The 15,488-nt window shown below is 35.8% G+C and carries 11 protein-coding genes; all 11 read right to left on the bottom strand.

Translation table 11 applies throughout. The features are described from left to right. Positions 1-6: 6 nt before the first annotated feature. Complete coding sequence (gene sbnA / locus AC13DP_RS08175; RefSeq protein ID WP_483067553.1) at positions 7-2,817, bottom strand: 2,3-diaminopropionate biosynthesis protein SbnA; 2,811 nt, start codon at positions 2,815-2,817, stop codon at positions 7-9. A gap of 200 nt (positions 2,818-3,017) precedes the next feature. Next, entirely contained in the window at positions 3,018-3,680 is a 663-nt protein-coding gene (locus AC13DP_RS08170) for a hypothetical protein (protein WP_483067537.1), read from the bottom strand. Next, entirely contained in the window at positions 3,677-4,504 is an 828-nt protein-coding gene (locus tag AC13DP_RS08165) for an ABC transporter permease (RefSeq protein ID WP_483067536.1), read from the bottom strand. The genes AC13DP_RS08170 and AC13DP_RS08165 overlap by 4 nt, the downstream gene beginning before the upstream one ends. Next, positions 4,494-5,354 (bottom strand): ABC transporter ATP-binding protein, encoded by an 861-nt coding sequence (locus tag AC13DP_RS08160; RefSeq protein ID WP_483067535.1) that lies wholly within the window; start codon positions 5,352-5,354, stop codon positions 4,494-4,496. Before AC13DP_RS08160 ends, AC13DP_RS08165 begins: the two co-directional genes overlap by 11 nt. Beyond that, complete coding sequence (locus AC13DP_RS08155) at positions 5,351-5,851, bottom strand: hypothetical protein (RefSeq protein ID WP_483067534.1); 501 nt, start codon at positions 5,849-5,851, stop codon at positions 5,351-5,353. The genes AC13DP_RS08160 and AC13DP_RS08155 overlap by 4 nt, the downstream gene beginning before the upstream one ends. A gap of 377 nt (positions 5,852-6,228) precedes the next feature. Continuing rightward, positions 6,229-8,421, bottom strand: a complete 2,193-nt coding sequence (locus AC13DP_RS08150) for a GH92 family glycosyl hydrolase (protein WP_483067533.1) — start codon at positions 8,419-8,421, stop codon at positions 6,229-6,231. 18 nt (positions 8,422-8,439) lie between these two features. Continuing rightward, positions 8,440-9,861, bottom strand: coding sequence for a glycoside hydrolase family 125 protein (locus AC13DP_RS08145; RefSeq protein WP_013071586.1), 1,422 nt, complete (start codon positions 9,859-9,861; stop codon positions 8,440-8,442). Between the two features lie 6 nt (positions 9,862-9,867). Continuing rightward, the gene (locus tag AC13DP_RS08140) at positions 9,868-10,533 is read right to left on the bottom strand and encodes a basic secretory protein-like protein (RefSeq protein ID WP_013071585.1); all 666 of its coding nucleotides are present in this window, start codon (positions 10,531-10,533) and stop codon (positions 9,868-9,870) included. A gap of 20 nt (positions 10,534-10,553) precedes the next feature. Continuing rightward, a complete protein-coding gene (locus tag AC13DP_RS08135) occupies positions 10,554-12,839 on the bottom strand; it encodes a GH92 family glycosyl hydrolase (protein ID WP_483067532.1) in 2,286 nt (761 codons plus the stop codon). Positions 12,840-13,047: 208 nt separating this feature from the next. Beyond that, positions 13,048-13,866 (bottom strand): discoidin domain-containing protein, encoded by an 819-nt coding sequence (locus AC13DP_RS08130; protein ID WP_272959293.1) that lies wholly within the window; start codon positions 13,864-13,866, stop codon positions 13,048-13,050. A 1-nt stretch (position 13,867) separates the two neighbouring features. Further along, positions 13,868-15,487, bottom strand: coding sequence for a RagB/SusD family nutrient uptake outer membrane protein (locus AC13DP_RS08125; protein WP_272959292.1), 1,620 nt, complete (start codon positions 15,485-15,487; stop codon positions 13,868-13,870). Position 15,488: the final 1 nt, after the last annotated feature.

Raw genomic sequence — 15,488 nt, 5'->3', positions numbered from 1 at the left:
TAAATACTACTTAGTTGTTGAAATAAAATTTTTTAGAGATTTGACGGCCTGCTTTGCCCAGATGGATGAAAAATCGTTTCGGCTTCTGGATAGGGTATCATTATCGAAGGTAACACCTTCAGTGGGTGTTCCATATACCGTCATATTTTTTATCACGTTTCCCGCTTTGTCTATTGGGTGTGCTTCCCTTGTTAAATCCATCCCACCTGTTTCATACCTTCCGGTATCATCTGTATTTTGGAAAGCTCTTATTTTACCTTCTTCAAAAAGGTTTTTATAAAGTATAGAAGACTGTGAAGGGATGTTCATTCTAGGAATACGAGCATCGATATGATAATCCAAAACTATCCTATTGTCTGATTCGACTGAAATGTTTTCCATTTGCCACTTACCATTTTGAACTTTTTGTATTGTAGGAGATTGACCAAAGGTAAAATCGAAAATACCGACTTTAAATAAAGCCAAAATTTTGTACATATTTTCTAGTGGTGGCCCGTAGCTAATTCGGTTAAAAAATGGAGCATATTGATTATCAAAAAGTTGATGTGACCTGGCCGTTAATCCACCAAAACTGTATAATTCATTAAATATAGGGCTAATGTCGTGCCAGGCACTAATCGCCGCTAATAACGGACTTTTAGTTCTTAAAGAGACTTGTTCTATCATCTCTTTTAAAGATTGTTTTACGATAGAAGTATTATAAGCTTCATGATTTATAAAAGGTTCCTGTAATTCTTCAAATGAAAACTGCTTTTCAGATGGATATTTGCTATGAAAAGATTTAATTTCTTCTAACATTTCAGCAAACTCTAAGGAGCCATTTAATTTTTTACCACAATTTTTAAATGCTAAGCTATAGTATCGATAAATAAATTCTTTCTTAATTAATGGCAGTAGTTCTTCTAAAAAATCAAACTTATGAGAAGAATCCTTTCTAATCTCCCGTAACTTTTCTGAAGTAAAAAATCGTAATACAGGTACATTAGGCATCTCTCCTACTCTTGGAATCATCAAAGCACCAGATCTAGAATATGGATAAATGATCGCAGGTTCGTTTCCTGAAGGGATGTATTGCATCGTTTCACATTCGCCAACAAAATAACCTCCCCTCCCTTCTGTTAGCGCTAAAGTAGCATCTATAAAGGTTAATCCCATTCCTTTTATCGCTACACTAGCCTTAGCATTAATAGACACTAAAGTTTTTTCCACCGGATAAACAAAATCAATGAGCGAAGAATCTACTTTTTTACTATCTAAAAGCTCAGTTCGATTTCCGGCATGGCCTGTAGTTAAAAGTAAATTATGCACCTTAACAGACTCTTGTGGTTTTGCTGTTTGCTGGGGTTTAAGATGTAGTAATCCCTCTTTTTCAGTAATATTCACCACCTCCTCATTATGGTAGTAAATTTTAATATTTTCGGGTGCTCCAGCAATTACACTTTTAAAACAGGAACTAAGATATTTCCCTACCATTTTACGGGATGAAAATTTATCGCTTAACCGGCTTTCTTCTATGCCTATAGATTCACTAAGCCATTTGGTGTAATTTTCCAACTTAACTATGGCATCAGGCTTTTCTTTGGGACGGATATCTATCTTTTCATTCGTGAAATTCATTTTCAAATAATCTGGCTGATCGGTCCTATAAACATCGCCAGCCCCAAAATATTTGTTTTTATTGTAAAGATGAATATGAACTGTTTCTTCAACATTCTCATTTTTCAGTTGCGCAAGTAAACGCTCTAAACCGTACAAACCTTTAGGCCCAAGACCAATAATGGCAAGGCTATATTCAAAAGAAGGTTTTATTTTCCATCCGCCAATTGGCGTTAAAGCATCATAAACTCCCGGTATATTTTTTAGTAACCATTCCTGATTATAAATAGTGTCTAAATATCGGCTTCCGCCATCACTCAATAAAAAAGCACAACGTGAACCTTCTTCAATTTGATGTTCGAATTTATGATATGCCATTATAATCGCTCCAGAAGAGCCACCAACAAGAATGCTTTCTTTTTGAAGCAATTCCCAGCATCCTTGAGCACATTCTAAATCATTTACCTTAATAAAGTCGTGGATATAGTCTTCATCTAAAAATTGGGAATCTACCCCGGCACCATGACCGGGAATTTTTCGGGTTCCTGGTTCACCCCCAAAAAGTACGCTTCCTACAGCATCTACTGCTATTATTTTGGTATTAGGGTGATTAGCTTTTATATACTCGGCACATCCCATTAAAGTCCCACAGGTACTTGTTGCCACAAATAAATAATCCAATCTTCCGTCTAGAGCCTCATAAATTTCTTTTGTAGTTTGATAGTGTGTTTTAGGATTATTTATATTTCCATATTGATTACTCCAAAAACTGTTTTTAGTAATTTTAAGTAACTCCTTCACTTTTGCCAAACGCGCACCTAAAAATCCGCCTTCTTTAAGAGGTTCAGTAACCATCTCGATAGTGGCTCCATAAGTTTCTAATAATTGAGAAGTAATTTTATTTATTTTGGGGTCTACAACAACAATCAGTTTTAACCCGAATACCAAACAAGCCTGAGCAAGGCCAATAGCCATATTGCCTGAACTAGATTCTATAACGGTATCTCCTTTTTTCAATTCTCCAGATTCTATTGCTTTTTGGAGAATATTGTAAGATGTTCTGGCTTTTACACTTCCAGAGGGATTAAAACTCTCTAATTTGGCAAAAACTTCAATTTTAGAATTACTAGGAATTTGCTTTAATTGTACTAATGGAGTATCTCCAATTGTTTCTAATATAGAACTAGAAACCTGAAGTTTATCTCTAAAGCTCACATTCATCTTCAATAGGATTGGGTTGATTAAGGATTAAATGTAGGCACATTTAATCATAACAAAATCCATATTAATTAAATAATAACACTTTGTTTATTTATAATTATGAAATGCTTAATCTTATAAATATTTCTATACTATAAATAACATCAATAAAAACATTAAGACTTTCTTCCTCACTTTTAAAATTCACTGCTAATTGAGTATTACTCTAATAGCTTTTTAATATCGTAATTTTTGATTTGTAATTTTACCGTACCAGTATTGGTTTTATTGCTTTTCATCGCTTTACGATCTATACTGGTATCGCTTCCCATAAAATTAAGCGGAATTTTTAGATTTTCGACAGCAAAAGAAACTTCCATATGATATGGTAAGATTTCTGCTGCATTATACTGCATTTTCAAAGTATAACTTCCCTGGTTTTTAGTAGTAATTTTAGATACCACTATATGATCATTTTCAATATCCAAATAAAGTGTAGCCATAGCCATATCAGCTTTATCATCTTTTGGAATGATACTTAGAACTTTCAAATTTTTATCATCGATCAATTCAAAACCCCGATCTACGCTAATAAAAGGATGCTCAAAAAGCTCAGAAAAAGTAAAATCCAATCCGCGTTTTGGGAAAATTAAAAAGTCTTCGGTTTTAAATTTTACTTTCTCACCACGATTATATGCTATGGAAGCGGTCTTTGTAGGCATATTGATAAATGGAGCTGTAACATCTACTATGATATCTGCGGTGAAATACGAAACATCATCCATGTGCTGTTTAATACGCAATAAATCCTTATCGATATCCTGCGCTTGTAGTGTGCCCATAAACATTAACAGCAACAACAAAAAAATAATATTTAAATTCATCCAATATCGGTTTTATTGAATTTATAAATCCCTATAACAGCAAATAAAATCGTGTATCCTACTAGTAAAAGATTATCCTGAAGGATTCCATAAATATCCAGATCATAAGCAAAAAAGCGCTGCCAAGAATTGGTTAATTTCGGAAAAAAATAACCTCCTATTTCTCCAAAATCAGCTTTTATAAATAAGGAGCAAAGAATTAAAAACAAAGCCGAGGCAATCCAGGTTTTTGCAGGTTCTTTCAATATAATTCCTAAAGTAATGCTTACGCTGGTAAAAAAAATCATACTTAGTGTTCCTGAAATAAATGCTAATAAAATTCTGGAAAAGGCATCTTCTGCAGGGAAAAAATTTAAAGTCCCTAAATATACGACCAGATCACCGTCTCCAAAAATTCCATAGGCCAGCAAAAAACTGGTAAGCATTAAAAGACATAAAATGAATATCGTAAAAATTAATGAGCTAATATATTTGGCAATAATCAATTTCTTTTTGCTTACCGCTTGTAACATTAATGTTTTTAGGGTTCCCGTTTTATACTCTTCGGTAATTAAAGCTGAGCTTACAATCATTAAAATTAAAGGTAAATTAAACCAAAGGGAATTTAGGACAATATATAATAGTAAATTGCCATTAAGTAGGTTTCCTTCAAAATAAAAAGACTGCCTTAAATTATCTAATAAGAGCTCTAAAATGGTTTTTCCCTGATAATAAGCCGCAAAAAAGATGATAAACTCAATAATTAAAACGGCCACAATGGCGTACCATGTTTTGGCTTCTCTAAACAGCTTAAATAGCTCTACCTTTAAAATCCTATACGTCATTGGGTTGCTGACTTAAAAGTTCGTTTAAGGTAACCTGTGGTATGCATGCAGTGACCTGATAACCTTGCTGAATCAGGTGTTCTAAGATTTTAGAAATCTCAGTAGCTTTACATTCGATATCGATACTGTTCTTTTCAGCAAAAATAATTTTGAATAGTTTGTTTTTTACCTGCTCTACACCATTTCCTTTAATCTTGTATCGGGAAATGCTATGATTAAATAGCCTTGTGGTTTCCCCTTGATTAACCAGTTTTCCCCTATCGATTACGTATAAATAATCACAGCAATTCTGCAATTCGGCCAACATATGTGATGAAATTAAAACCGATTTATTTTTAGCGGCAAGTGATTTTATGAGCCGAATTAAATCTGAAACACCCATAGGATCAAGACCCGAAAATGGCTCATCCAGAATAACAATTTCAGGATCATTTAATAAAGCAATGGCGATGGCCAGGCGCTGTTTCATTCCCATCGAAAAATGGCGCACTGCATCCTTTCTATCTAACGGAAGACCGACGGTTTTTAAATATTGTTCAAGCCTTGTTTTATCCCGTGAAGCATTTTGAATTTCAGCAAAAACCTTAAGATTCTCGTATGCATTTAAATAAGTATATAAACCGGGATTCTCTATAATGGCCCCTATAGGTTTTAATTTGGTCGAATGAATTTTTAAACTTCCGTGATCTGCGGTAACCAGATTGCACAATATCTTAAATAAAGTAGTTTTCCCTGCGCCATTTCTTCCCAGTACACCATAAATCTGGCCGATTTTAAGTTTAAGGGAAATGGCATCTACGGCTTTACCCGATTTATAGGTTTTGGTTAAATTTGTGGCTTCTAAAATCAAGAGAGAGCTTTTTGCTGATTTCTAAAATCAAATTTGGGTGCATAATAGCGTTCTAAAAAGGTACGCGACCAAAAATAGCTGCGAAAGAAAAACAACGGATCTTTAAGCATAAACTTAGGAATAAAATGATACCAGCCAATGCCTAGTTTTTCATAAAATCGCTGTACTTCTTTATCCATCCCCAACTCTTTTGCTGCAGCCATTAGAGCCATGCGCTGGCATTTACTCCCTGTATAATTATTCGCTATCTTCGTTTTAAAACCATGCTGAAATATTTGATCTTTTGCCCTTTTATAATTCTGAAACCTTGACCATAGGTCTGCCATCACCAGAAACATATGAATAAAAGAAAACAGTAAACACCACAGCCAAAACAAAATGATATACCAATTGCCATCTATCAAGGATTCATTAAACTTCACATAATAAAACAAGGTTTCTATGATAAACAAAAGCAAAGCGCCATACAAAAGTTTGCCTACATTCCAGTAAGACAAAAAAATGCTAGGCTGTTTTGGCAAATCATGAAAGTTCATTTAAAAATGGCTAGGCTTAGTTACAAATATAAATCATTGCTTTGCTTCATTACTTTTAAATAGGCGGCTTTAACTTAATTTTGATTGCCAAAAAACAAAAAATAATGAAAAACCAAAGCAAATTAATAATTGAAACACCCCGGTAATTTTCTAAAAAATCAAGAAACCTGTAAAGCTCACTGAATATGCAGCGCAAAAACTTTTTACTCTCGCAAAGCATCCCATAATCTCCAAAATCGGAATACGATATCCTTTCAGAGGTACTAAAAAAAACAGGGAATGTAAATACATTCCCTGCTACTTCGAAGATTGGTTGGTTAGGCTAATTTTCTTCGAAATTAATCTTTACCGGTTTCGACAATTACTTTTCCTCCAGATTTAAATAGCTGAAATGGAATAAAATATCCTTCTATGCTTTCAGAATTCACTTTAATTTCCTTTAGTTTTCGTCCTTTACCCTTATGTGTGAAATTTAGTATGCTTCCGTTAGGCATCGTCCAGGTTACTTCATCAAAAACAGGAACGCCGACTAAAAATTCGGCATCGGCTGGGGATAAAGGATAAACACCACTGGCTGCAAAAACATACCATGAGGACATTTCTCCGGCATCATCCATACCTGATAGCGCATTTTCACTTTCTTCAATTCCAAAATAATTTTGCATCAACTTATCTAAAACTGCCTGAGATTTTTCGGGCTTATCGATAAAATAATAGGCAAATGGTGTTTCATGATCAGGTTGATTTCCCTGACTATACAATCCCATAAAACCAGAAACATTTCTGGCGATATGTTTAGGATTCCAGGGGGTGGAGAAAAGCGAATCCAGTTTTTCCTCAAATTTTTCTTTCCCGTAAAGATGAACCAGTCCAGGCATATCATGAGGAACGTAAAACGATAATTGCCATGCATTAGCCTCACGATACATATATTCGTAGTAAGGATATTCTGCATCAAACGGGCTTACCCAAGTACCATCTTCCAGTTTTCCACGCATAAAATGAGTGTTCTTATCAAACACATTGCGGTAATTTTTAGATCGCTTCATCAGGTCTTCGTAATGAGCTGAATCACCAAGTGCTTTTGCCAGTAAAGCCAAAGAATAATCGTCGTGCGCATATTCCAAAGTCTTGGATACTCCAGCTTTCGCTTTACTCTCTACATGCGGATTTTCAATTTTTGGAGTAGCGATGTATCCTTTTTCAATATATTCTGAAATATAAGGACGTGTTCCGCCTTCTTTGTAAGCATTATTAAGCAATAAATCGTAGGCTTTTTGCACCTCAAAATCCGTAATCCCCATATTATAAGCTGCCGAAATAAATGAAGCAGCGTGATCTCCGTGAAAAAAGGTAGGTATAAATCCGTTATTTTCACCTCTATCAATTACCGAACGTATCACATCTTTTGCCACATCAGGTTGGAGCATGTTTAGCAATACCAGTTTATTACGATAAGTATCCCAAAAGGAGGGCAATGTATAATAACGAAAATCAGCTTTCTTAATCTTGCCTTCAACATCACTAAACTCACCATTAAGATCGCTTCGTAAAGCCGGCCAAAGAAATGCACGATATAAAGAAGAATAAAAAATTTGCTTCTGTTTTTTAGTTCCCCCTTTTACCTTTATAGCGCCAAGCAAAGCTTCCCAGGTTTCAATAGCCTGTTCGTGAACTTCATCAAAGCTTCGATTTCCTATTTCTTTTTCAAGATTGTTTTTAGCGTTTTCTATACTCACATAAGAAATACCAACTTTTAGGATTACCTCTTCAGCTTTGCCGTTTTCGAGTTCGATTTTTGCGTATCCCTCCGGCTTTCCCTGATTCTCAATATGTACATTTTTAATATCATGACTCAGCTTCGCAAAAAAATGAACCTTGTCTCCGCCTACGCGTTGATATCCTGAAATTTCGTTTCGGTTGCTGGTGCTAATATCCCAATCTGAAACACCGTTATTCGCTTTTCCAAGTTTAAAAACAATACTTCGATTCTTGTTGCTAAACGTATATTCATGAATTGCTCCTCTCAACGTTGAAGTTAACCTTACATTTACTCCGTAATCATCTAAATATACCTGATAAAAACCCGGTGAAGCCTCTTCATTATCGTGAGTAAATTTCGACTTAAACGGAACTTGTGCTTCTGCCGAAACAGGTAAAATAGGTAAATTGCAAAGATTCCAGTGCCCTTTATTAGTATGGGTAAATCCATAAATTTCATCATCCTCATACTCATAACCGGCACCACTACCAAACTCCGTAATCGGACTTAACTGCACCATGGCATTAGGTAAAGAAGAACCGGGATAAGTTAAGCCTGCCCAAACACGCCAACCCTCTGGTGGATTATAACCAATAATACTCGGATCGGTTAAGGGCGCTGTACCCAGAAAGGGATTTACATAACTGGTAAGATTAGCTTTCTCTTCAGTTTTGCCTGATCTGGATTTACAACCAAATTGCACGATTAAAATCGATACTATCAGGCTATAATTTATTATTCTTACTGATATGTTTTGGGAGGCTCTCATTCCATTTTATTTTAACGGTTATCCTAAAAGTTCTGGACTTTCCTTATACGTTTTCCAAATAAATTCACCAAAAAGCGTATTCGCCCAGGCAAACCATGATCTGGAAAAATTAGTTGGATCATCTTTATGAAAAGTTTCATGCATAAAACCTGTATCTCCATGTGTGCTTTTAAGCATTTTGACACATTCCTTAATTTCTGCATCGCTGGTACTTGTTAAACCTCTCATGGTGATCGACATTGGCCAAACCATATCCATACCAACGTGTGGTCCTCCTACACCCTCAGCCGCAGTTCCTTTAAAGAAAAATGGATTATCTGTAGACCAGATAAATGCTCTGGTATTTTGATAAATTTCATCGTCTACCGGCAACGCATCTAAATAAGGAAGGGATAATAAACTTGGTACATTAGCATCGTCCATTAATAAATGATTACCAAAACCATCAATCTCGAAGGCATAGATTTTCCCATATTTTGGATGCTGTACGATAGCATGTTTCTTTAAAGCATTATCTACTTCTTTTGCCAGGCTTAATAATTCTGATGCGGTGTTGCTATCATTGGCTAAGGTTTTCATCATCTCAGCGGCTTGTTTTAAACTCACCACAGCAAAAAAGTTGGAAGGAATTAAAAATGAAAATACCGTGGCATCATCTGAAGGTCTAAAAGCCGAGCAGATTAAGCCTACGGGATTTACCGGGTATCCATAACCATGTAAAGCTCTGGTATCTGTAGCTTTTGCCGTTTCCCTTTGAAAGTGATACGGACCGCGATCATTCTTTTTTTGCTGATCTTTAAAAACGCCCAAAATAGCTTTTATCGCTTTTTGCCAGTCTTCGTCGAAAGGTGCTGTATCTCCAGTTGTTTTCCAGTAATTATAGCCTAATCGAATTGGATAACACAAGGAATCTATTTCCCACTTGCGTTCGTGTACGCCAGGTTTCATATCAGTCAAATCTGTAGTCCACTCTCCTTTTTTATTAGGATCATCATAAAACGCGTTGGCGTAAGGATCTTTTAAAATGTATTGAGTTTGGCGATTGATCACTCCAGCGATTAAATGCTGAAGATCTTTATCCTCATCGGCAAATGCCATATAAGGCCATACCTGTGCAGAACTATCCCTTAACCACATGGCATCGATATCTCCGGTAATTACATAAGTATCCGGTCTTCCGTTTTTGCTTGTATAAGTTACGGTAGTATCTAACGTATTTGGAAAACAGTTATTAAACAACCAGGCCAGTTCTTCGTCATTAACCTTTTTTCCAAATTCTTTTATGGCTTTTTCTATTGCCTTACTTTCAAAATTTCGTTCTCCTTTTGGGGTTCTAACCACCGGATATTTTTCAAGACTGGATGCTAATGATACTTTTGGATTGATCATTGCCAACGACCCAAATAAAGCCGAATTTTGGATAAATTTTCTTCTTTGCATAGTTTATTAACTTATTTGAGGTGATTCACTATATTCTGCCCAAAGCGCATCTAAAGACTTACCGGTATATTGATTCCATAAATCTTCAGAATAAGTTTTATTGCGCATATTCTTATCTAGTTTCTGAACAATGTTTTTATCGTATTTTTTAGTTAACCAATACAGGAATCTTGCGGTAATTCTATAACTATTTTTATACGAATTTTCTGGTTTATAATCAGGGAGGCTCCATCCTGCACCCTTATTATCTACTCCGTATTTAAAGCGAACATAATCGGCGATGCCTTCAGTTAACCATCCCGGGCCACTGTTTGGCGGATAGGACTGAACGATATGCATTACCTCATGAGTAATCACATCCAAATCTCCCGGTTTTTTGGCTAACCAGTCTGAACTAATCGTTATACGCCCATTATGCGCATAAGCCACTCCATCATATTCCGTATCAATTTTCACTCTAATAGTATCCATAGATTCGGGATTAAAATCTTTAACTAATTTTGGATATACTTTAAAAAAAGTTTTTACCAGTCCCTTCTTCGTATCTTTATTTAAATTAGGATCGTGATTGGTGAAAATTAATACTTTTCCTTTTTTTTCAAAGGTTTCTTGTTGCTGGCAGAAGGCTAAAGAGCTCACTAATAAACCTGCAGCGATTACAATTTTTTTCATTTTAATTATTGGGGTTTAGATTATTTTTTTGCTGAAAGAGAAAAAGGTTTATCTCTTTCACCAGTTCCTCTTTCTTTATTAGGAGAGGTACTCATCTTTAAATCAAATGTTCCTCCGGTTAGTATATCATCATAAGTGATAAAATTTTTGGTATAATTTTGTCCATTTAAGCTTGCTGCTTCGATATATACATGATCCTTATCATTCTTTGGGGCGTTAATCACAAATTTGTTTCCGTTTTCCAGCGTTATGGTTGTTTTCTTAAAAACTGGACTTCCTAAAACATATTGATTTGTTCCCGGGCATACACTATAAAATCCTAGCGCGCTTAAAACATACCAGGAGGAGGTTTGGCCCTGATCTTCATCTCCGGGATATCCGTTTTCGGTATAATCATATAATTTATCCATTACATTTCTGGCGTGATATTGGGCTTTCCAGGGTTGTTTTGCATAATTATAAAGATAAATCATATGTTGGATTGGCTGATTACCATGAGCATATTGTCCCATATTTGCCATTTGCATCTCTGTCATTTCATGTATTTTACCGCCATAAGTTCCAACATGCACGGTATTTGGCGACGTAAAAACCTCATCTAATTTTGAAATAAAATTATCATTACCTCCCATTAAATTAATTAAGCCTTGAGGATCCTGAAATACAGACCATAGATAATGCCATGCATTGCCTTCTGTAAAAGGACCGCCCCACTCGAACGGATCAAAGTTTTCTACCCATTCGCCGTTTTTCTTTCGGCCACGCATAAAGCCTACTTCCGGGTCATATACATTTTTATAATTGTACATCTGGCGACCAAAAATTTCTTCATAATATTTGTTTCCTGATGCTTTGGCTAACTGATAACCACAAAAATCATCATAGGCGTATTCTAAAGTTTTTGCAGTAGCCTCACGCACGTCGGGGTAAGCTATGTATCCTAAAGTAAAATATTCTTTCCAGCCTTGTCTTCCGCTGGAAGGTCCTATTGGACTTTCGTTAGTAGCTTCATGGTAATAAGCCTCTAATGCTTCTTCGGGATTAAAAGTTTTTAAACCTTTTACATAGGCATCTGCCAACAGTGATATGGCATGATTACCAATCATTCCGCCAGATTCACTAGGGAAAGACCATGAAGGTAACCAACCTCTTTGATGATAAGCATCTACCAAAGCAGACACATAATTGCCATGCATCTCTGGATATAAAATTGCATTTAAAGGAAACTGTCCTCTAAAGGTATCCCAGAAACCGGTATCGGTGTACATATAGCCATTATGAACTTTTCCATCATACGGACTGTAATAAAACGGATCTCCATTTTCGTTAATTTCATAGAACTTTCTCGAAAAAAGACTAGCTCTAAAAAAACAGGAATAAAAAGTCCTCATTTGCGCTTCAGTTCCGCCTTCAACCAAAATTTTGCTCAGTTGTTTATTCCAGACCGCTTTTGCATTGGCCTTTGTTTGCTCCAAATTGCGATCTTTTCCCAGTTCTCGCTTTAAATTAAGTTGAGCCTGGTCTAAACTTACGTATGATGATGCGATTTTTGCCTGAACTTTTTGGCCATCCTTAAATTGAATATAGGCACCGATGCCTTCACCTTCTTTTGAGGTCTGGTTCTCCCAGGTTTTTCCATTTCTATTTTCCCATATTCCAGCCTCCTGAAAAGATTTATCAAACTGAATCACAAAATAGTTTTTAAAACCTTTTACGCGATCCATCCCTCTACCATTTCTTACAAAACCAGTAATCTGACGGTTCTTTCTATCAATTTTTATTCCGCTTGCACCGGTATATCCATCAATAACGATATATGCTTTTTCATTCTTAGGAAAGCTAAAGCGCATATGGGAGCCTCTTAGGCTAGGAGAAACCTCTGTAGTGATTCCATTATCAAAATCCACTTTATAATAATGTGGTTTGGCTATTTCATCATCATGATTAAACTTCGCTCCGCGTTCTAAATCCGAGAGTTTCAACTGTCCGCTAACTGGCATTAATGAGAATACCGCGTAATCATTGGTCCAGGAGCTGCATTGATGCGCCTGCTGAAAACCCCTTATGGTATCTTTAAAATATTGGTATTTCCAGCCATCGCCATTTCTGGCGGTTTGTGGAGACCAGGTGTTCATTCCAAAGGGTAATGCTATTGTAGGATAGGTGTTCCCTCTGGTTAATTCGAATTTCGAATTTGTTCCCTGTAAAGTATTTACATATTCTACAAGATCTTTTACAGGATCTGTGGTGGCATTTAATACTCCTGTAAAAAATAAGACGATTAGACTAAATTTTTTAATATTCATATTTTCGGATAAGAATAAAATGCAATCGTTATCGCTTTAAATAGCCTAAGACTGCCAATTTGTTAAAATTGTTATAATTTCAATGAAAATAATAAAGTTAAATCGTTTTAGCAAATTAATTTTAAAAAAGGCCCATTTTTTCGGAAAATGGGCCTTTTGGAAATTACCTGTAACCACAGGTTTAGTTAGGATCGGATTTTAATTTTTCCTAGTCTTCAGGGAATGCATATACGCCCCATTCACTCATTTGAAATAAACCAGCACCACCATTATTAATTACGTCTAATCTATAATAAGAATAAGAAGCATCATTATCAAAATAAAATTCTCTCGTTTGTCCTCTGGAACTAAAAGTCTCTCCAGATCTTTCGTCGAGAAGATCCCAGTTTTCTCCATCATTAGATCCTAAAATTTGCCAATTTAAAGGATCTCTACCAGGTGCATCATTACCCGAAGTAAATTTATATAAGTTGACTATTTTAGCTTCATTGAATTGTAATGTTACATAAAACGGCTGGAGATAGGATGATAAATATTTGGTACTCAAATCTCCATCTATAAGCTTAGGAGATCCTTCTGCCCCCTCTCTTCCATTACTATTCTCTCTGTTTACCGCGATAGTCGCTTGATCAGTTATATCAATAGGCGCTGCAGATATTACTTTCAATCTCGACTGTGCACTAATTTCATCAGAGTCCTGTGAAGTGATTTTTAAAACAGTCTCTCCCGATCCTGTTGCAGTTACTGATACAGATTTATCTTCATTCATTTGTAAATCCGCGACACTTGGATCTTCTACTTCCCAAAGATAATCCCGCTCTGGATAAATATTTGGAATGAACCGGGCTGATACCTCTATGGTTTCTCCTGAAACTAATAGTATAACATCATTATCTATAGCCACTCCACTTTCAGTAAGTGGTGCGAAATCTCTACGTCCCTCACAGGCTCCTAGTGAAATAATCACCACGGCCAGTAATAACGCTTTTATATTTAAAAATCTTTTAATTTCCATAATATTCTTCATATTAATATCCAGGATTTTGCTCTAAGTTAGGATTGGTTTGTACCTGTCTGTAAGGTATCGGGTAAATAGTTAGATGATCATCGCCATCTGGTGTTTTATCCCACCAAGCTCCTGTGGTAAATTTGCCAAATCTTATTAAATCTGTCCTACGTTTTCCTTCAAAGATAAATTCCCTTCCGCGCTCAGCTAACAATTCATCCATTGTCAAACTAGATGTTGTATACATTTCTGAAGGCCAATCTTCTTCACTGAAATATCTACTTTTACTTTCGTTAATAAGTGCTACAGCTTCAGAAGTTGCTGCACCACCGTTTTGCCTTATTAAAGCTTCTGCCTTATTGAAGTACATTTCAGTTAAACGATAGATCACATAGTCATTTTCAAGATAATTTTCATCATCTTTCGTTCCTGAACGATATTTATGGAAACGGGCACCACTGTTTTCTTCTCCATCGGTCATACTTCCTTCTCCCGTTTGACCTTCGGTATTTCTACGAATATTATTTACGTATACCAAAGGCTTATCGCGATATTCTTCTGTTCCTAAGATAGGCTCTGTTGTTCCATATTTATATTGAGGGCCAAATAAAAACCATTCCTGTTTACGAATATCATTTTCCTGATACGCATCAAAGGCGCTAGGAATCACTACAAACGCATTATTTCCAGAATAAGTTACATCAAGTGCATCCCTCATGTTACTAAAACCCATGTAGAATGAAGCCCAACTGTAACCAAAATCATTTTGTCGACTAAATGGAAATTGAAAAATATTTTCGGGAGAATTTTCATTAGTGTTATTGTATGGACCTAGTGGATCCTGATCTAACATCATAGAACCTGCTAAAGCACCTCCATCTCCATTAATTACTTTATCTGAATATGTAATACAATCAGCCCATCTAGCCTCTCCAGACCAAACTTCAGCATTTAAGTATAATTCAGATAACATTGCATAGCCTACAGCTCGGGAAATACGACCTAATAATTGTGGAGATAAAGGCTGAAGTTTTTCAACATTTTCCAAAAGTTCCTGTTCTACAAAAGCAAAAACAGCTTCCCTACTTTGAGTTTCCGGATTCTCTGGCATTCCTACTTGAGTGACAATGGGCACATTACCCCAAAGATCCATGATCTTCATATAATGATAAGCTCTTAGCACTTTAGATTCAGCAACAAAGGATTCGAGTTCTTCCTGAGTAATGCCTGCCGCCTCAGGATCTACCTGCTGTATATCCTCAATCGCAGCATTAACATATCCAACTCCTGTCCACATCAAAGACCATGTATTCAAAAGCCTACTTTCTTCTGTAGTCCAGGTATGGTAATGTTGTCTAATATGATCTCCATTATCATAAGCATGTCTACCTTTTTGAGGCCAGGCAACCTGATCTGCGGACAGTTCATTATGGTAATAATAACCATTTTGTCCAGTAAATGCCAGCCACGCCTGCATATGTGTAAAGGGACGCAGGGTTGCTTGAATAATTTCTAATTTATTATTATAAAAATTAGATTTAGAAAGTTCAGTATATGTTGTCTCATCAAGATCAGTACAACTGACAATACCAATAAGAGCAAAAAAACATATAAAGAATTTATTATATATTATTTTTTTCATA

It is taken from the genome of Zunongwangia sp. L-65 (genome assembly GCF_056859415.1).
Note: the sequence above shows the minus strand (reverse complement) of the source record. Positions and strands in the feature narration are given on the sequence as shown.

Bases quoted from the DNA above. Each gene is read 5' to 3' on its own strand.
- sbnA (WP_483067553.1), bottom strand. From the start codon at position 2,817: ATGAATGTGAGCTTTAGAGATAAACTTCAGGTTTCTAGTTCTATATTA.
- AC13DP_RS08170 (WP_483067537.1), bottom strand. From the start codon at position 3,680: ATGAATTTAAATATTATTTTTTTGTTGTTGCTGTTAATGTTTATGGGC.
- AC13DP_RS08165 (WP_483067536.1), bottom strand. From the start codon at position 4,504: ATGACGTATAGGATTTTAAAGGTAGAGCTATTTAAGCTGTTTAGAGAA.
- AC13DP_RS08150 (WP_483067533.1), bottom strand. From the start codon at position 8,421: ATGAGAGCCTCCCAAAACATATCAGTAAGAATAATAAATTATAGCCTG.
- AC13DP_RS08145 (WP_013071586.1), bottom strand. From the start codon at position 9,861: ATGCAAAGAAGAAAATTTATCCAAAATTCGGCTTTATTTGGGTCGTTG.
- AC13DP_RS08140 (WP_013071585.1), bottom strand. From the start codon at position 10,533: ATGAAAAAAATTGTAATCGCTGCAGGTTTATTAGTGAGCTCTTTAGCC.
- AC13DP_RS08135 (WP_483067532.1), bottom strand. From the start codon at position 12,839: ATGAATATTAAAAAATTTAGTCTAATCGTCTTATTTTTTACAGGAGTA.
- AC13DP_RS08130 (WP_272959293.1), bottom strand. From the start codon at position 13,866: ATGAAGAATATTATGGAAATTAAAAGATTTTTAAATATAAAAGCGTTA.
- AC13DP_RS08125 (WP_272959292.1), bottom strand. From the start codon at position 15,487: ATGAAAAAAATAATATATAATAAATTCTTTATATGTTTTTTTGCTCTT.